We start from the raw sequence: 17,439 nt of genomic DNA, 5'->3' as shown, positions 1-17,439 counted from the left end.
CACAGGTGCTCAATCGCAATGAAAAAGCCCGCCGGCGGGGGGCGGGCCGAAGGCGCAGGCGTGATGCCTGGGCGCGGTCAGGGCTGGTAGTTGCGGATGCGGTCGAGGTTGGCCTTGCCGAAGTCCTTCTCGAACTGCGCCTGGGCCGGTGCGAGCGCTGCCACGAACTTGGCCTTGTCGAGGTTGTCGATCACCGTCATGCCCTTGGCGCGCAGGTCGGCCACGCCTCGGGCGTCGTCCTCGTCCACGCGGGCGCGGTTGGCCTTGGTGGCTTCTTTGGCGGCGTCCAGGAAGGCCTGCTGGTCGGCCTGTGCGAGCTTGTCGAACACGCCCTTGTTCATCACGAAGATGCAGGGCGAGTAGACGTGGCCGGTGAGCGACAGGTGCTTCTGCACCTGGTCGAACTTGGCCGAGATGATCACGGGCAGCGGATTCTCCTGGCCGTCCACCGTGCCCTGCTGCAGGGCGGTGAAGACCTCGGGGAAGGCCATCGGCGTGGTGATGATGCCGAAGGTCTTGTACGCGGCGATATGGACCGGGTTCTCCATCGTGCGCATCTTCAGGCCCTTGAGGTCCTCGGGGGCCTTCACGTCGCGCTTGCTGTTGGTCATGTGGCGGAAGCCGTTCTCCGCCCACGCCAGCGCCTTGAAGCCCTTGGCGTCGAACTTCTTGAGCAGGTCCTGCCCGATGGGGCCGTCGAGCACGGCGCGCGCGTGGGCCTTGTCCCGGAAAAGGAAGGGCACGTCGAGGATCTTGGTCTCGGGCACGAAGTTGGGCACCGGGCCGGTGGACGAGAAGGCCAGCTCCTGCGTGCCCAGCTGCACCGCCTCGATGGATTCGCGTTCGCCGCCCAGGGCGCCGTTGTAGAAGGTCTGGACCTTGTAGCGCCCGTTGGTGCGCTTCTCGACTTCCTTGGCGAAGGTGTCGATGGCCACGCCCTGGTGTGAGTTCTGCGCGACCGAGATGCTGATCTTCATGGTGGTCTGCGCCAGCGCGGCGCAAGCCATTCCGAGGCCCAGGGCGAGGCCGGCGGCCAGGCGGGTGAGTTTCATGGGGAAGTCTCCTGATTCGCTGCAGCAAGGCGGCTGGATTGCCCAGCGCCTGAAGGGATGCTGACTATGCCCCGCGACCCCCGCTCACCGAGTCGGGACTTTCACGGACGCGGCATCCGCGCACACCGCGTCGCCCGGTCGTGCAGGCGACAGGCCGCTTCCGGGGGCTGACCGAGGGCTGACGCCATCCGCACGCCGGGCGCGCTGCGCGCCCATACTGTCCGAGGCGCCCGCAGCAGCAAGCGCGCGGCCGCGCATCCGACGACAAGAGGAGACAACGCATGGAAGACATCGCACGGCGCACCGTGTCCAAGCTGAGCTGGCGGCTGCTGCCGCTGCTCATGGTCAGCTACTTCATCGCCTACCTGGACCGGGTCAACCTGGGCTTCGCGGGCGCCTCGATGTCCAAGGACCTGGGCTTCACCAGCACCGTGTTCGGCAGTGCCGCCGGCATCTTCTTCGTCGCCTACTTCCTGCTCGAGGTGCCGAGCAACCTGGCGCTGGAGCGCTTCGGCGCGCGGCGGTGGATCGCCCGCATCATGCTCAGCTGGGGCCTGCTGTCGGCCATCCAGGCCGGCGTGGGCGGCGCCACCAGCTTCAACCTCGTGCGCTTCCTGCTGGGCGCGGCAGAGGCGGGCTTCTTTCCCGGCGTCATCTTCTACCTGACGCTGTGGTTCCCGGCGGCGTACCGGGCGCGCATCGTGGGCTGGTTCATGTTCGCGGTGCCCATCTCCACCGTCATCGGCTCGCCCATCTCGGGCTACATCCTCAACATGGAAGGCGCGATGGGCCTGCACGGCTGGCAGTGGCTGTTCATCCTGGAGGCGCTGCCGGCGCTGGTGCTGGCCGGCGTGGTGCTGGCCTACCTGCCCGATGGGCCGGCCGACGCCAAGTGGCTGACAGGCGAGGAGCGCCAGTGGCTCACCACCACGCTGGCCGCCGAGCGCCGCAACCGCGAGGCGCTGCATGCCATCTCGTGGACGCAGTCGCTACGCAACTGGCGCGTCATCGCCATGGGCTTCATCTACATGGGCATCACGGTGCCGCTGTACGGCCTGGGCTTCTTCCTGCCGCAGATCATCAAGGGCTTCGGCGGCCTGGGCAATGTGGAGGTGGGCTTCGTCAACGCCTTCCCCTATCTGGTGGGCGCCATCGCCATGCTGTTCTGGTCGCGCGCCTCGGACGCCCGGCGCGAGCGCAAGGCCTTCCTGCTGATTCCGCTGGCCTGCATCTTCGTCGGGCTGGTCGCTGCGGCCAACATCGCGGCGCCGGTGCCCAAGATGGCGGCCGTGACGCTGGCCGCTTTCGGCATCTTCAGCGCGCTGCCGGTGTTCTGGACCTTTCCCACCGCCATCCTGAGCGGCGTGGCTGCGGCGGCGGGCATCGCCTGGATCAACGCCATCGGCAACCTCGGCGGCTACATCGGCCCGACGATCTTCGGCATGCTGCGCGACCGCATGGGCAACGACGTGTTCGCCGTGATGTTCCTGGCGCTGCTGTCGGTGCTGGCCTTCGTGCTGGTGCTGCTGGTCGGCCACGACGCGCGGGCCGAGCAGGCGCAGCAGGTGCCGGTGCGCGCCTGAGGCTCGTGGGTGCAGGCAGTGGCGGCCTGCCGCGCGGGCCGTGAACCTGCCAAAAAGAAGAAGGGCGCCGACGGCGCCCTTGCTGCTTACATGCCCGTGTAGTTCGGGCCGCCGCCGCCTTCGGGCGTGACCCACACGATGTTCTGCGTGGGGTCCTTGATGTCGCAGGTCTTGCAGTGCACGCAGTTCTGCGCGTTGATCTGCAGCCGCTCCTTGCCGCCGCCCGCCGCCTCGTCCGGCACGAACTCGTACACGCCCGCCGGGCAGTATCGGCTCTCGGGGCCGGCGTACTGGGGCAGGTTGATGCGCGTGGGCACCGTCGGGTCCTTCAGCGTCAGGTGCGCCGGCTGGTTCTCTTCGTGGTTGGTGTTGCTGATGAACACCGAGCTCAGGCGGTCAAAGGTGAGCTTGCCGTCGGGCTTGGGATAGACGATCTTCTTGCACTCGGCCGCCGGCTTCAGGCGCGCATGGTCGGCCTCTGTGCGGTGGATGGTCCAGGGGATGTGGCCGCGCAGCACGAACTGCTCGATGCCGGTCATCACCGTGCCCACCGTCAGGCCCTTCTTGAACCACTGCTTGAAGTTGCGCGCCTTGTACAGCTCGGTGTGCAGCCAGCTCTTCTCGAAGGCCTCGGGGTAGGCGGCCAGTTCGTCGAACTGGCGGCCGGCCTGCACCGCCTCGAAGGCGGCGTCGGCGGCCAGCATGCCGGTCTTGATGGCGGCGTGGCTGCCCTTGATGCGGCTGGCGTTGAGGTAGCCGGCCTCGCAGCCGATGAGCGCGCCGCCCGGGAACACCGTCTTGGGCAGCGACAGCAGGCCGCCGGCCGTGATGGCGCGCGCGCCGTACGAGATGCGCTTGGCGGGCTTGAGGCCCTGGTCCTGGCCTTCGAGGTACCAGCGGATGTTCGGATGCGTCTTGAAGCGCTGGAACTCCTCGAAGGGGCTCATGTGCGGGTTCTGGTAATCCAGGCCCACCACGTAGCCGATGATCAGCTGGTTGTTCTCGGCGTGGTAGACGAAGGAGCCGCCGTAGGTGTCATTGGGCAGCGGCCAGCCGGCGGTGTGGATCGCCAGGCCGGGCTCGTGGCGGGCGGGGTCGATCTCCCACAGTTCCTTGATGCCGATGCCGTAGCTCTGCGGGTCGCGGCCGTCGTCGAGCTTGAAGCGGTTGATCAGCTGCCGGCCGAGGTGGCCGCGCGCGCCTTCGGCGAACAGCGTGTACTTGGCATGCAGCTCCATGCCGAGCTGGAAGTTCTCGGTCGGCTCGCCGTCCTTGCCGATGCCCAGGTTGCCGGTGGCCACGCCCTTGACCGAGCCGTCGTCGTTGTAGAGCACTTCGGCGGCCGGGAAGCCGGGGAAGATCTCCACGCCCAGTTCCTCGGCCTGCGCGGCGAGCCAGCGCACCACGTTGCCCAGGCTGACGATGTAGTTGCCCTCGTTGTGGAAGTTGGGCGGCAGCATGAAGTTGGGCACGCGGGTGGCGCCCGTTTCGCTCATGAGCAGGAAGGTGTCGGCCGTGACCGGCTGGTTCAGCGGCGCGCCCTTGGCCTGCCAGTCGGGGATCAGCTCGGTGAGCGCGCGCGGGTCCATGATGGCGCCCGACAGGATGTGCGCGCCGGGCTCCGAGCCCTTCTCCAGCACCACGACCGAGATCTCCTTGTCGTTGAGCGCGGCGAGCTGCTTCAGGCGGATGGCGGCCGAGAGGCCGGCGGGGCCGCCGCCGACCACGACGACGTCGTACTCCATGGCTTCGCGCGGGCCGAACTGGGCGAGGATCTCTTCTTGTGTCATCGGGTGGGATCGGAGGATGGGTTCGAGGAGGCGCGGCCGTGGGGCTGGCGCGCCGTGAAGCACTGCGCATTCTAGAGGTCAGCCCCTGGTCACATGCGCGACGCCGGCCCGGGGAGATACCGCTCCCGCGGCTCCCGCGGACGGCCCTACGATGGGCCGCCATGCGCATCGAGATTCCCGAACAGAAGAAGCTGGTCTACGAGATGGCCATCCCCGTCCGCTGGGGCGACATGGACGCCATGGGCCATCTCAACAACGGTACCTATTTCCGCTACATGGAGACGGCCCGCATCGACTGGATGCGTTCCATCGGCTTCCAGCCCGATCCGAAGGGCGAGGGCATGGTGATCGTCAATGCCTTCTGCAACTTCTACCGCCAGATCGAGTACCCCGGCGACGTGCTGCTGCGCATGTACGTGAGCGATCCGGCGCGCACCACCTTCGAGAGCTGGGCCACCATGGCCCGCGCCGAGGCGCCCGATGTGATCTGCGCCGCGGGTGGCGCCACGACCATCTGGGTGGACTTTCCGGCGCAGAAGGCCAAGCCCCTGCCGGACTGGCTGCGCGCCCTGGTCGGCGGCTGAGTTCAGCCCGGCATCGACAGCCGCGCCTCGAAGCCGCGCGCGCGGCCGGGGGGCGGCGACAGGAGTTGCAGCTCGGCCCCCTGGTGCTCGGCGATCGTGGTGACGATGGACAGGCCCAGGCCATAGCCGGTGCGGTCGTCGGTCTGCCGGACGTGGCGCTCGCGCAGCGCCTGCAGCTTGTCGGGTGCCACGCCCGGGCCGCTGTCGCGCACCAGCACCGTGCGGGGCGCGACCACTTCCAGTTCGACCGCGCCCTCGGGGGCGTAGCGCAGCGCGTTCTCGATCAGGTTGCGCAGGCCGATGGCCAGGGCGTCCACGTCGCCCTGGACGGGGGACATCGTCTCCTCGGGCACATGCAGGGTGAGCCGCTCGGCGGCGCGCGCGTCCTGCCAGAACTCCTCGGCCACCGCGCCGGCGAGCTTGACCAGGTCGACCGGCCGCCGTGCCAGCGCAGCCCCCGATTCGGCGCGCGAGAGCTGCAGCAGCTTCTCGGCCCGGTGACTCAGCTGCCGCAGCGAATCGAGCGCAGCCTGCACGTCCTGGCGCGAGAGGCCGTGGTCCAGCGCAGTCTGCAGGCGCAGGCGGGCCGCCGCCAGCGGCGTGCGCAACTCGTGCGCCGCATTCGCGGCCAGCGCGCGCTCCACGTTCAGGGCCTGGGCCAGCCGCTCCAGCAGGTGGTTGACGTCGTCGCACACCGAACGCAGTTCGTGCGGCAGGCCCGCCAGTTCGATGGGCCGCAGGTCGGTGCTGCTGCGGCTGGCGATCTCGTCCGCCAGCGTCTGCAACGGCCGCAGTTCGTGCCGGGCGATGCGCCAGAGCACCAGCCCCAGCAGCGGCAGGGCGGTGATCAGCGGCACCATCAGGCCGAACAGCGTGCGGTCCACCGCCTCGCGCCGCTCGGAGATGGGATCGGCCACCTGCAGGAAGAGGTCGCGCGTCGGATGCCGGACGGTGTAGATGCGCCAGTCCGGCGTGTCGGCAAAGCCCGGCGCGAGCGGCACGTCGAAGTAGTCGGGCCGCGCGTTGGACGAATGCAGCAGCAGTCGCGTGCCGCCATCGACCATCTGGTAGACCACTTCGTCCTGGATGAACAGCGGCGCGGGCGCCACCAGCGGCTGCTCGGGCTTCTTGCCGCCGGAGAGGCTGTCGTACTGCTCCACGGCGATGTCGAACATTCGGTGCGACACCTCGACCAGTTCGTTGTCGAAGTTGAAGCTGATCTCGCGGTCCACATACCAGACGACGGCCAGCACGCACAGCAGCCAGATGGCGCCGACGGAGAGGATCAGTGTGCGCGTGAGGCGCGCGGCCAGCGATGTGCGCCCGGGTTTGTGCATGCCTTCGGTGTCACTGCCGGCGCGAGCGCCCGCAACGGAGACGGGGCGGACCCGCCGCTCGCCACTGACGGCATCGCCCGGCGTGAAAGTGCCTTCGGCAGCGGCCGGGCGGGTCGTCACGCGCCCGTCTCCGGCCCCGCATCGGGCGCGTCGTCTCCTGGAACCAGGCGGTAGCCGAGGCCTCTCAAGGTCTGGATGTGCGACCGGCCCAGCTTGCGGCGCAGCCGGCTGACAAAAACCTCCAGGGTGTTGCTGTCGGTGTCGTCGTCGAAGCCGTACAGCGCATCGAGCAGGGTCTCGCGGCTGTGGATGCGGTCGGGGCGGCTGGCCATCACGCGCAGCAGTGCCCATTCCTTCTGCGTGAGCGTGACCGGCGCGCCGTGCACGCGGACCTGGTCGTTGCCCAGGTCGATCTCGAGCGAGCCGAGGCGCACGGTGGCCGACTCGACGCTGCTGCGCCGGCGCTCCACGGCCCGCAGCCGGGCCAGCAGTTCGGCGGGGTCGTAGGGCTTGGTCAGGTAGTCGTCGGCGCCGGCATCCAGGCCCCGGATGCGGTCGCTGACCTGGTCGCGGGCCGTCAGCACGATGACGATGGGCCGCTCGGGCAGGGTGCGCAGGCCGGGCATGAGCATCAGCCCGTCGCCGTCGCCCAGGTGCAGGTCGAGCAGCACCGCGGCATAGCGCGCGCTGGCCAGCGCCGCGCGCGCGCCCGCCAGGCTGGGCACCGCGTCGACGATGAAGGCCTTCGCACGCAGGTAGCTGCAGACGGCGTCGGCGAGGTTGAGGTCGTCTTCGACGAGAAGGATGCGCATGGGGCGGAGTCTAGTGCGGGGCACCGTCCGGGGCCGGCGCCCGCCGCCGAGGTGGCCGCTTCAGGCTGCATTCACGGCCCGGGCTTAGGCTGCGCGCCGCCCATGGATGCGTCTTCCCGTTCCGTTTCCCCCCTCTGGCCGACACTGGCCGTCACCGCGGCCCTCGTCGGCTGGGACCTGGGGGGTGGCGACCTGTGGCTGGCCAGCCTGCCGGGCACGCCTTTCGGTTTTCCGCTGCGCAGCAACTGGGCACTGGCCAGCCTGATGCACGAAGGGGGCAAGACGCTCAGCTGGGTCCTGGTGCTGGGGATGCTGGCTGCCGTGTGGCTGCCCATGGGCCCCTGGCGCCGGCTGTCCCGCCCCGAGCGCTGGCAGCTGGTGCTGTCGGTGCTGGCGGCCGTCGGCGCCGTCACCCTGCTCAAGAAGTTCAGCCTGACCAGTTGTCCGTGGGACCTGCGCGTCTTCGGCGGCGTGGCCGAGCATGTCTCGCACTGGCGCTGGGGCGTGGCCGATGGCGGGCCGGGGCACTGCTTTCCGGCGGGCCATGCCTCGGCGGCCTTCGGCTTCGTCGGCGGCTGGTTCGTGTGGCGGCGGCATTCGCCGGGATTCGCCCGCGGATGGCTCCTGGCGGCCGTCGTGGCTGGCCTGGTGCTGGGCGTCGGCCAGCAGCTGCGTGGCGCGCACTTTCTCAGCCACACGCTGTGGAGCGGCTGGGCATGCTGGATGGCCGGCTGGGCAGTGGACATGGCCATGACGGGCCGGCGCCGGCGCGCAACTGACGCCAAACTGAACGCAGCCTGAAGAAGAGGTTCAGGGTGACTTCAGTGCCGACACCTACGCTGTCGGCATGCCGTTGATCTCTCCCGCGCCGCGTCTGGGCGCGTATTCCGCGCCCGACTTTGCGGGTCCCCGCGGCTGGCTGCTGCGCGCGCGCTCGCCGCGCACGATCGTCCTGGTGCTCACCGCCTACCTGCTGCTGGCCGCCAACTGGCCGCTGTGGATGGAACTCGCCGAGCTCGGCCGCGCCCCCAGCCTCTACATGCCCAACATCGTCGGTATGGCCTGGCTGCTGGGAGGGGGCTTGGTGGCGCTGCTGTCGCTCACGGCCTGGTCGCGCTTCATGAAACCGCTGTGGATGCTGCTGGTGGTGGTGGCCGCGGTGGTGCAGCACTACATGGCCACCTACCGGATGGTGATGGACCCGTCCATGGCGCTCAACGTGCTGCAGACCGATCCGGGCGAGGCGCGCGATCTGCTCAGCCTGACGATGGCGCTGCGGGTGCTGGCCGTGGCGGTGCCCGCGATCTGGTGGCTCTGGTGCGTGCCGGTGATCCCGCAACGGCCGCTGCGTGCGCTGTGGCGCAATGCGGTGCTGTTTGTCGCGGCAGTGGCCACGACCGTGGGCGGCGGCATGCTCATGTCGCGGCAACTGGCACCGCTCATGCGCAACCAGCCCCATCTGCGCTACATGATGAATCCGCTGGCCAGCGTGTATTCCTTCGGCATGGCGGCCACGCGGCCCTTGCTGCATCGCAGCCGCAAGCTGGTGCCGATTTCCGGTGGCGCGGCGCTGGGCGCCAGCTATGCGGGGCAGAGCCGCCCGCGCCTGCTGCTGCTGGTGGTGGGCGAGACGGCGCGCGCCGACCACTTCGGAATCAACGGCTATGCCCGCGACACCACGCCAGAGCTCAAGGCGCGCAAGGTGGTGAGCTTCCACGACATGCGCTCCTGCGGCACCAACACCGCGGCGTCCGTGCCCTGCATGTTCTCGCACCTGGGCAAGCAGGGCTACGAAGGCCGCAAGCAGGACTACGAGAACCTGCTCGACGTGGTGCAGGCGGCCGGGCTGGCCGTGCTCTGGATCGACAACCAGTCCGGCTGCAAGGGCGTGTGCGAGCGCGTGCCCCATGTCGAGGCCAACGACGCCAAGGAGATTGCGGCCCACCCCACGCTGTGCAGCGGCGACGAATGCCTGGACGACGTGATGCTCAAGGGCCTGGACGCGCGCATCGCGGCCTTGCCGCCCGAGCGTGTGGCGCGCGGTGTGGTGCTGGTGATGCACCAGATCGGCAGTCACGGCCCCGCCTACTTCCGCCGCTCGCCGCCGGACGGCAAGCCCTTCCAGCCCGAGTGCCGCACGGTGACGCTGTCCGACTGCGCGCACAGCGAGCTGATCAATGCCTACGACAACTCGATCGCGCACACGGACCGCTTCCTGGGGGAGGCCATCGACTGGCTCCAGGCCCGCCGCAGCCGCTTCGACACGGGCATGCTCTACCTCAGCGACCATGGCGAATCGCTGGGCGAGTACGGCCTTTTCCTGCACGGCGTGCCCTATGCCTTTGCGCCGGACGTTCAGAAGCATGTGCCCTTCGTGGCCTGGCTCGATGGCGGGCTCGGCGGGCGCACCGGTGTGCAGGACGCCTGCCTGCGCAAGTCGGTGGACATGCCGCTGACTCACGACAACCTCTTTCACACCGTCATGGGCCTGGTGGACGTGAAGAGCCCCACCTACAAGCCCACACTGGACGCCTTCGAAGGGTGCCGGCAGGCGTCGGCCGGTTGATTCCTCCAGGGCGACCTCGCCCTGGGATCACCAGTGGGCCTCTTCAGCCGCGAGCAGAGCAGGCCGGTTCGGGCGAGCCGGTCTGCAGCGCCTCGTGGCACCGCAGCAGGAGTTCGAAGGCGCGGCGCGCCGCTGCCGCCGCGGCCTCTTGCCGGGCGGCGCCTTGCAGTGCGGTCTGGAGCTCGGCGACGAAGTGCTTCCACCGCGCACCCGTGGCGGAGCCTGCGCCGCGCAGGTAGTCCAGCGACAGGGGTGCCATGGCCGGCGCCAGCCGCTTGTGCAGCACCTGACCGCCCAGGCGGGAGCCTTCCAGAACATAGGCCAGTCCCCATTCCGCACCGTCGGCCTGGAAGACGGGATCAGGTGTCGCCGCCAATGCGATGCGCGGCGCCTGCAGACCCAGCCGCTGCTGGCATTCGGCCAATTCCGCCTCCAGGGCGTCTCGCTCCGCTGCCAGGCGCGGGCCGCGGGCGCCCGATTCCTGGAGAACGCCGACCCAACTGCGCAGCAGGGCAAGGTGCCGCAGGTAGTCGGCGGGGCCGGCACCCTCGCGTGCGATGGGCAATCCGGTGTCGAGCCGGGCGTGCAGGGCGGACGTCGCGTCGCGCAGGCGCTGCAAAGGGTCGGTGGCTGCAGCCGATGGGGAAGCGGCTGGAGCGGGGGGAGGCGCAGGAATCATGGAGGACAGGAAAGGCAGCCGGCCATCATAGGCAGGCGGCCATCTCACCCCGGCCGTGCGGGCTTGTCGGCCGGCTTCTCGCGCGGCACCCGACCCATCAGGAAGAACTCCGGATTCGGCTGCATGCCGCTGAAGCTGGCCAGCCGGTTCGACAAGCCGAAGAAGGCGGTGATGGCGGCGATGTCCCAGATGTCCTCGTCGTCGAAGCCGTGGGCATGCAGGGCGGCGAAGTCGGCCTCGTCGACCTCGTGCGACCGCTCGCACACCTTCATCGCAAAGGCCAGCATGGCGCGCTGGCGCTCGGAGATGTCGGCCTTGCGCCAGTTGACGGCCACCTGGTCGGCCACGAGCGGCTTCTTCTCGTAGATGCGCAGTAGCGCACCGTGCGCCACCACGCAGTAGAGGCACTGGTTGGCCGCGCTGGTGGTGGTGACGATCATCTCGCGGTCGCCTTTGCTGAGCGCGCTGGCGCGGCCCACGCTTTCGGGCTCCATCAGTGCATCGTGGTAGGCGAAGAAGGCACGCCACTCGGCGGGGCGGCGGGCCAGCGCCAGGAAGACGTTGGGCACGAAGCCCGCCTTTTCCTGCACGGCCAGGATGCGGGCACGGATGTCTTCGGGGACCTGGTCGAGTTCGGCAAGCGGGTAGCGTTGGCTCATGGCGGATGTCTCCTGTCTTGGTGGGCTGTGTGGTCCAGCGTTCGATCATAGGCAGCGCAGACCGGGGCCGTGCTCGCGCGGATTGCGCCGGGGCGCATGGCCTGCGGCGTTGGCTATGGCTGCGATGAGGACGTTCGAATTCACAGCAAAGGGCATGCTGCCTAGCATTGACGGCCATGAACACCGCCATCACCGCTCCCCGTCGCCTCCTCGGTCTCGTCATCAATGCCGGCGGCCTTGCCGTCGGCATCGCGCATGGCCTGAGCCTGCTGCGCTGAGGCGCCGGACAAGGCTCTGCATCAGTCGATGCGCGGCAGGCGGTCGTCGTCGAGCACCGCGTCGTCGCTCTCGTCCTTGAGCTGAACGCCGGTCAGGCCGCGGCGCAGCGCTTCACGCACCAGCCAGCCGAGCTTGAAGGCGGCTGCCTCGTAGCCCAGGCCCTCCGGACGCACGTTCGAGATGCAGTTGCGCTGCGCATCGTGACGCCCGCGTCGCGGTTCGTGGGTGAGGTAGATGCCCAGGCTGTCCGGGCTGGAAAGGCCGGGCCGCTCGCCGATCAGGATCGCGCCGAGGCGGGCGCCCAGGGCCTCGCCCACCTCGTCGGCCAACGCGACGCGCGCCTGCGTGGCCACGACGATGGGTGCGATGCGCAGGCCGGCCGGCAACTGCGCGCGAAGGGCAGCCAGGAGCGGTCGCGCATGGCGCTCGATGGCCAGCGACGACAGGCCATCGCCCACCGCTAGGCAGAGATCGCATCCCCGTTCCGGGCGCCCGCGCAGGGCCTCGGCGTCGGCCGGGTCCAGGCTGCGTCCTAGGTCGGGCCGGCGCAGGTAAGTCGCCCGATCGGGCGCCTGGCTGCGGGCCCGCAGGACGGACCAGCCGTCTTCTTCGAGCGATCGGGCGAGCGCGTCGGCGTCCAGCGCCGCATGGATGGCATCGCGCGCCATGGCATGCGCCCAGCCGAAGCGCAGCGTCTCGTCGGTGGGCATGCCGCTGCCGGCGCGCCCGAGGGCCAGCCGGGCGGGCGTGGCGGCGCGCCAGGCCTGCCAGGCGTCGGGCGTGACGGGCGGGGAGGATCGGTCTTCCGCCGGGCCGTTTCCTGTGCCGGCCTGGACCGGATCGGTCGGCAGGGCGTTCATGCGGAGGCTCCCAGAAGGCGCAGCCGCGCCATGCCCTGCTGCAGCGCCGGTGCACTGCCTGGCTGCAGCCGGCCATCGGCGCCGGTGATGCCCATGCGCTGCAGCCAGGCCTCGAACTCGGGTGCCCGGGCCAGGCCCAGCGTGTCGCGCAGGAAGAGGGCGTCGTGGAAGGACGTGCTCTGGTAGTTGAGCATCACGTCGTCCGCCCCCGGCACACCGATCAGGAAGGTGAGGCCGGCCGTGGCCAGCAGCACCAGCAGCGTGTCCATGTCGTCCTGGTCGGCCTCGGCATGGTTGGTGTAGCAGACGTCGCAGCCGATGGGCAGGCCCAGCAGCTTGCCGCAGAAGTGGTCTTCCAGGCCGGCGCGGATGATCTGCTTGCCGTCGAACAGGTATTCCGGCCCGATGAAGCCCACGACGGTGTTGACCAGCAGCGGCCGGTAGCGCCGCGCCAGCGCATAGGCCCGCGCCTCGCAGGTCTGCTGGTCGACGCCATGGTGCGCGTTGGCCGACAGCGCGCTGCCCTGGCCGGTCTCGAAGTACATGACGTTGTCGCCCAGCGTGCCGCGGCCCAGCGCGCGGGCGGCGTCGCAGGCCTCGTCGAGCAGTTCGGGCGTCACGCCGAAGGAGAGGTTGGCCTTTTCGGTGCCGGCGATGGACTGGAAGACCAGGTCCACCGGCGCGCCGCGCTCCATGAGCTTCATCGTGTGGGTCACATGGGTGAGCACGCAACTTTGGGTGGGAATGGCGAAGCGCTCGATGACCTCGGCCAGCATGTGCTGGAGCCGCTCGAGCACCGGCAAGCTGTCCGAGACGGGGTTGACGCCGATCACCGCATCGCCCGCGCCATAGAGCAGCCCGTCCAGGGTGGAGGCGGCGATTCCGCGCAGATCGTCGGTCGGATGGTTGGGCTGCAGCCGGACGGCCAGCTGGCCGGGCAGGCCAAGGGTGTTGCGGAAGCGGGTCGTGACCTGGCACTTGCGGGCGACGGCGATCAGGTCCTGGTTGCGCATCAGCTTGGAGACGGCGGCCACCATCTCCGGCGTGAGCCCGGGCGCCAGCGCGGTCAGCGTCGCGGTGTCCGCCGCATCGGACAGCAGCCAGTTGCGGAAATCGCCCACGGTGCGATGCGCCACCGGTGCGAAGGCGGCCGCGTCATGGCCGTCGAGGATCAACCGCGTGATGTTGTCCTCTTCGTAGGGCACCAGCGCCTCGCTGAGGAACTGCCCGAGCGGCGTGTCGGCCAGCACATGCCGCGCCGCCATGCGTTGCTGCGCGGTGGCGGCGCCGACGCCGGCCAGGTAGTCGCCCGAGCGCGCGGGGCTGGCGCAGGCCATCACCTGGCGGAGATCGCCGAAGTCGAAGACCTGATGCTGGATCGTCGTGCGGTAGCGCATGGGCGGTGTCGGTGGGCGAGGGGCCGGCCGTGGCGGGAGACCGACGCATGATCGCGCTCGCCGCCCGGCTACCGGGTAGGACAAGCGATGCAGGTTCCGGGCCCGCGCGCGGCCCGACCTGCTGCGGCGGGGGCGCAGGGCGCGTCAGGGGCGCGGCTTATGATCCGCCGCTTTTCCACCTCGGGAGAGCCCATGACCATCGTTTCGCGTGCCCTCGGCGCTGCTGCCGCCACCCTTCTCGTCGCCTGTGGCGCTGTTCACGCCCAGGGCGCCGCCGTCACCACGCCCAGCGGGCTGGTCTACCAGAGCGTCAAGGAGGGCACCGGCCCCAGCCCCTCGGCGACCGACACGGTGCGGGTGCACTACCGCGGCACCTTCCCGGACAGCGGCAAGGAATTCGACAGCTCCTATGCCCGCAACCAACCGGCCGAGTTCCCCCTCAACCGCGTGATCCCGTGCTGGACCGAGGGCCTGCAGAAGATGAAGGTGGGCGGCAAGGCCAAGCTGGTGTGCCCGCCGGCCATCGCTTACGGCAGCCGCGGCGCGGGCGGCGTGATCCCGCCGAATGCCACGCTGAACTTCGAGGTCGAGCTGCTGGGCATCCAGGGCCGCTGAGCCCCGGCGGCCCGCCGACGCGCCGGCTCAGCGGCGGCCTGCCCGGCCCACCGCAAGCCGCAGAAGGGCCAGCAGGATCAACGCCGCGGCGCCCAATGCCGCGGCCGCCATGATCCAGAACGCCAGCGGCGAATGCTGCGCCGGCCAGGGCCCGAGGCCGTGGTAGGCCAGCCGGTAGCCGCCGCCCAGCCCCACGCCCCACAGCAGGGCGCAATACACGAGCAGGGGCGCCACCGTGATGCGGAAGCAGCGCAGCACGAAGATGCACAGCGTCTGCATCGCGTCCGCCAGGTGGTAGGCGGCGCAGGCCACCAGCAGCCCCGCGGCCAGATGGGCCACCGCGGCCTCCCGCGTGTAGAACTGGACGATGGTGCCGCGCAAGGCCAGCAGCAGGCCGGCCATCATCAACGCGGCCAGCACTGCCATGGCCAGACCCTGCCAGCAGGCGCGCCGCGCCTGGTCCGGCCGCCCGGCACCCATCCAGTAGCCGACCCGGGCGCTGGTGGCCAGGCCCAGCGAGAGCGGCACCATGTAGGCGACGGCGGTGAGGTTGGACGCGATCTGGTGCGCAGCCGTGGCCGTGCTGCCCAGGCGCGCGATGAACAGCGCCATGAAGGTGAAGGAACTCACCTCGACCATCACCGACAAGCCCGCCGGCACGCCCAGCCGGGCGAAGGTGCCCAGTTGCGGCCAGTCCGGCCGCTCGGGCCGACGCCAGAGGCGATAGGGCTGGTACTCGGGGCGGTGGCGCAGCATCAACACCGCAACGGCCAGCATCAGCCAGTTGACGGTCAGCGTGGCGAGCGCGCAACCCATCAGCCCAAGCGCCGGCACGCCCAGGCCGCCAAAGGTCAGCCAGATCGACAGCGGCACCTTGACCGCCAGTGCCCCGACCTGCAGCCAGGTGACGAAGCTGGGCCGGCCGATGGACTGGTTCAGGGTGGCGTAGATGCGGAAGAGCAGCGCCGCCGGCAGGGCCGCGGCCAGCACGGCCAGGTACTGGCCGACCGCGCCGCGCATGGCGGGCGGCACCTCGGTCCAGGCCAGCAGCGGGCCGGGCGACAGCAGCAGCGTCGCGCCGACCGCCGTGGCGGCCGCGCACAGGTACAGCGCCTGCCGCACCGAGCGGCCCATGGCCTCGCGCCGGCCGGCGCCGTGCAGCTCGGCCCAGACCGGCAGCAGGGCCTGCAGGGTGCCGGTCAGCGCCACGAAGACGCTGATGAAGATGGCCGCGCCGATGGACAGCGCCGCCAGCGCCTCCTGATCGAACCGACCGGCGACCACGGTGTCGGTGACGCCGAAGGCCATGGTCGCCATCTGGCCGACCAGCACCGTGCCGGCGTGGCGGGCGATGAGGCGCCGCTCGCTCACTGCGGTGCCTGTCGGCGGAACAGCAGCAGGTCGTCGCTGGGACTGGTGGGCCGGCGGAAGGTGCCCTCGAAATGCCAGTCGGCCATGCGGACCCGGTTGGGCAGGCTGAACAGGTAGTCCGGATGCACCAGCAGCCAGGTGCACTGGCTGCCGTCGGCCAGCGGTTGCAGCGCCATGCGGCCGTGGTGGCGCAGTGCGGCGATCTGGGCGCGGTTGAGGCCCAGCTCGTCCACGCAGCCGGGCTGCGCGCCCATGCGTTGCGAGAGGGCGCGCACCTGGGGCTCGTAGCTGCGGGCGTAGTCGAGCAGCGGCAGCCACAGGGTCATCAGCAGCAGCCAGCACAGCGCGGCGCCACCGGCGGGCAGGGCCATCGTCTTCCAGAGCGCGGCGCGGTGTCGCCCGGTGCGCCAGCGCACCAGCCAGGCCCAGGCGATGGTGGCGGCCAGCGCCAGGCCGAAGCCGATCCAGGAGAAGTCGGGCACGAAGCCCGGCGCCAGGCGGTAGACGTTGGCCGCCGGCTTGGCGGGCACGCCCGTGTGCAGCGAGATCCAGTACACCCAGATGAACAGCGCCACGCCGCTGAAGAAGAGCAGGGTGAACCAGTCGATCAGCGCCGAGACACTGCGCCGGAAGGTGGGCAGCGCAAAGGCCGCCAGCGTGGCGAAGGCGGGCAGGCCGATCAGCAGCGAGCGTTCACCGAAGTCGGTGAAGATGGTCGAGAACGACGCCGCCAGCATGAAGCCGAGCGGCAGCGCCACATGCCGGGCCGTCAGTTGCCGGCGCCAGCGCCACAGCGTCCAGATCGCCAGCGGCCAGGCGGGCCAGGTGAACCACAGGAAGAGCTTGAGCAGCCCGCGCGCCTCGGCGATGAGGCGCTCGTTGGGGTCGCTGCCGGGCAGGGAGAGGTTCCAGTGGAACTGGCCCAGGGCTGCCGCCACGGCTGCCCCGATCAACGCCAGCGCCGCCAGCCCCAGGACGCCGGTACTGTCGTACACCGGGCTGGCGTCGCCGTCGGGCTCACGCTGGCCGAGCAGCCATTCGCGGCAGGCCAGCACCGCGCAGCCACCGCTCAGGATCAGGCCCATGGAGGGCGCACCGCTCAGCGACAGCCCCAGCGCGCCAATGCCGAAGGCGGTGAGGGGCGCCGCGCGCCGATAGGGCAGCGCCGCGGCGCCATAGAACAGCAGCGAGGCGAAAAAGAGCTGTGCCAGCGCCGGTGTGGTCTCGTGGCCCAACTGGGCCAGGCCCAGGCTGGCGATCAGCGCGAGCAGGCCGCCATCGGCCACCGCGCGCGCATAGTCGGTCGGCCGGGCCTCGCCACCGAAGGCAAAGGCCACCGGCTGGGCCCGCGGCGTCCGTGCCAGGTAATAGACCGCGTACCAGGTGGCGGTGAAGGTGCACCACAGCATCAACGCGAACACGATGCGCACCGCCAAGTCCGGCGGCAGCCACGAGGGCGAGAGCTGGATCGCCCAGGCCCCGATCCAGTAGGGCAGCAGGGCCGGAATCTCCGGCCGCAGGCCCAGCAGCAGCGGATCGAGCCAGCGTGCCAAGCCGCCGCCGCCCTCGGCCAGCGCCGCCATGTAGCCGAAGGAGGCGACATCCGCGCTCTTCCACGGCCCCCGGCCGAGCAGGCCGGGCATCAGGTAGGCGGCACACAGCAGCAACAGCGCCGCTCGGGGCAGGCGGCGCACGGCGTTCTGGGCAACGATGGCGGGATTGGGGGGGCTCAATGCGCGGGGCTCACGGTCTGGCGGGCGGGCGTGCGGCCCGGATCATCGGGCGGCGCATGGGAGAAAAAACAAAGGGCAGCACGGAGATCCGGGCTGCCCTCGGTGCACCGCACGGGGCGGCG

The 17,439-nt window shown here is 70.3% G+C and carries 15 protein-coding genes; 5 read left to right on the top strand and 10 right to left on the bottom strand.

Annotated elements, in window-relative coordinates:
• Positions 1 to 77: 77 nt before the first annotated feature.
• Complete coding sequence (locus L0984_RS01705; RefSeq protein ID WP_234192047.1) at positions 78 to 1,052, bottom strand: TRAP transporter substrate-binding protein; 975 nt, start codon at positions 1,050 to 1,052, stop codon at positions 78 to 80.
• Between the two features lie 281 nt (positions 1,053 to 1,333).
• On the opposite strand from L0984_RS01705, the gene L0984_RS01700 reads away from it, so the two are divergent.
• Positions 1,334 to 2,635 carry an MFS transporter gene (locus L0984_RS01700; RefSeq protein ID WP_234192046.1) on the top strand — a complete coding sequence of 434 codons (1,302 nt, stop codon included), beginning with the start codon at positions 1,334 to 1,336 and terminating at the stop codon, positions 2,633 to 2,635.
• Between the two features lie 86 nt (positions 2,636 to 2,721).
• Here L0984_RS01700 and L0984_RS01695 read toward each other — a convergent pair whose 3' ends face one another.
• Positions 2,722 to 4,425 carry an electron transfer flavoprotein-ubiquinone oxidoreductase gene (locus L0984_RS01695; protein WP_234192045.1) on the bottom strand — a complete coding sequence of 568 codons (1,704 nt, stop codon included), beginning with the start codon at positions 4,423 to 4,425 and terminating at the stop codon, positions 2,722 to 2,724.
• 161 nt (positions 4,426 to 4,586) lie between these two features.
• On the opposite strand from L0984_RS01695, the gene L0984_RS01690 reads away from it, so the two are divergent.
• Complete coding sequence (locus L0984_RS01690) at positions 4,587 to 5,009, top strand: acyl-CoA thioesterase (RefSeq protein ID WP_234192044.1); 423 nt, start codon at positions 4,587 to 4,589, stop codon at positions 5,007 to 5,009.
• A 2-nt stretch (positions 5,010 to 5,011) separates the two neighbouring features.
• On the opposite strand, the gene L0984_RS01685 is transcribed toward L0984_RS01690, so the two are convergent.
• Together L0984_RS01685 and L0984_RS01680 are read right to left on the bottom strand one after the other, a co-directional pair.
• Positions 5,012 to 6,346: an ATP-binding protein gene (locus L0984_RS01685; protein ID WP_234192754.1), complete on the bottom strand. Its 1,335-nt coding sequence runs from the start codon at positions 6,344 to 6,346 to the stop codon at positions 5,012 to 5,014.
• Positions 6,347 to 6,462: 116 nt separating this feature from the next.
• Entirely contained in the window at positions 6,463 to 7,158 is a 696-nt protein-coding gene (locus L0984_RS01680) for a winged helix-turn-helix domain-containing protein (RefSeq protein ID WP_114804582.1), read from the bottom strand.
• A gap of 102 nt (positions 7,159 to 7,260) precedes the next feature.
• Here L0984_RS01680 and L0984_RS01675 point away from each other — a divergent pair, with 102 nt between their 5' ends.
• Together L0984_RS01675 and L0984_RS01670 are read left to right on the top strand one after the other, a co-directional pair.
• On the top strand, positions 7,261 to 7,959 hold the full coding sequence (locus L0984_RS01675; protein ID WP_234192043.1) for a phosphatase PAP2 family protein: 699 nt from the start codon (positions 7,261 to 7,263) through the stop codon (positions 7,957 to 7,959).
• Between the two features lie 46 nt (positions 7,960 to 8,005).
• Positions 8,006 to 9,724 (top strand): phosphoethanolamine transferase, encoded by a 1,719-nt coding sequence (locus L0984_RS01670; protein WP_234192042.1) that lies wholly within the window; start codon positions 8,006 to 8,008, stop codon positions 9,722 to 9,724.
• A gap of 43 nt (positions 9,725 to 9,767) precedes the next feature.
• On the opposite strand, the gene L0984_RS01665 is transcribed toward L0984_RS01670, so the two are convergent.
• The 4 genes from L0984_RS01665 to L0984_RS01650 all read right to left on the bottom strand — a co-directional run bounded on the left by L0984_RS01665 (position 9,768) and on the right by L0984_RS01650 (position 13,598).
• Positions 9,768 to 10,343, bottom strand: coding sequence for a biliverdin-producing heme oxygenase (locus L0984_RS01665; protein ID WP_234192041.1), 576 nt, complete (start codon positions 10,341 to 10,343; stop codon positions 9,768 to 9,770).
• 104 nt (positions 10,344 to 10,447) lie between these two features.
• Positions 10,448 to 11,062, bottom strand: a complete 615-nt coding sequence (locus L0984_RS01660; protein ID WP_234192040.1) for a peroxidase-related enzyme — start codon at positions 11,060 to 11,062, stop codon at positions 10,448 to 10,450.
• Positions 11,063 to 11,361: 299 nt separating this feature from the next.
• Entirely contained in the window at positions 11,362 to 12,201 is an 840-nt protein-coding gene (gene eutC, locus L0984_RS01655; RefSeq protein WP_234192039.1) for an ethanolamine ammonia-lyase subunit EutC, read from the bottom strand.
• Entirely contained in the window at positions 12,198 to 13,598 is a 1,401-nt protein-coding gene (locus L0984_RS01650; RefSeq protein WP_234192038.1) for an ethanolamine ammonia-lyase subunit EutB, read from the bottom strand. Before L0984_RS01650 ends, eutC begins: the two co-directional genes overlap by 4 nt.
• 192 nt (positions 13,599 to 13,790) lie before the next feature.
• On the opposite strand from L0984_RS01650, the gene L0984_RS01645 reads away from it, so the two are divergent.
• Positions 13,791 to 14,213, top strand: coding sequence for an FKBP-type peptidyl-prolyl cis-trans isomerase (locus tag L0984_RS01645; protein WP_234192037.1), 423 nt, complete (start codon positions 13,791 to 13,793; stop codon positions 14,211 to 14,213).
• Positions 14,214 to 14,240: 27 nt separating this feature from the next.
• On the opposite strand, the gene L0984_RS01640 is transcribed toward L0984_RS01645, so the two are convergent.
• Together L0984_RS01640 and L0984_RS01635 are read right to left on the bottom strand one after the other, a co-directional pair.
• A complete protein-coding gene (locus tag L0984_RS01640) occupies positions 14,241 to 15,584 on the bottom strand; it encodes an MATE family efflux transporter (RefSeq protein ID WP_234192036.1) in 1,344 nt (447 codons plus the stop codon).
• Positions 15,581 to 17,317 carry a hypothetical protein gene (locus L0984_RS01635; RefSeq protein ID WP_234192035.1) on the bottom strand — a complete coding sequence of 579 codons (1,737 nt, stop codon included), beginning with the start codon at positions 17,315 to 17,317 and terminating at the stop codon, positions 15,581 to 15,583. Before L0984_RS01635 ends, L0984_RS01640 begins: the two co-directional genes overlap by 4 nt.
• Between the last annotated feature and the right edge of the window lie 122 nt (positions 17,318 to 17,439).

The organism is Pseudacidovorax sp. NFM-22, from assembly GCF_021401245.1.
In the GTDB taxonomy this organism is placed as follows: Bacteria; Pseudomonadota; Gammaproteobacteria; order Burkholderiales; family Burkholderiaceae_C; genus Xenophilus.
The sequence above is the reverse complement of the archived record's forward strand: the minus strand, read 5'-3'. Positions and strand labels throughout refer to the sequence as shown.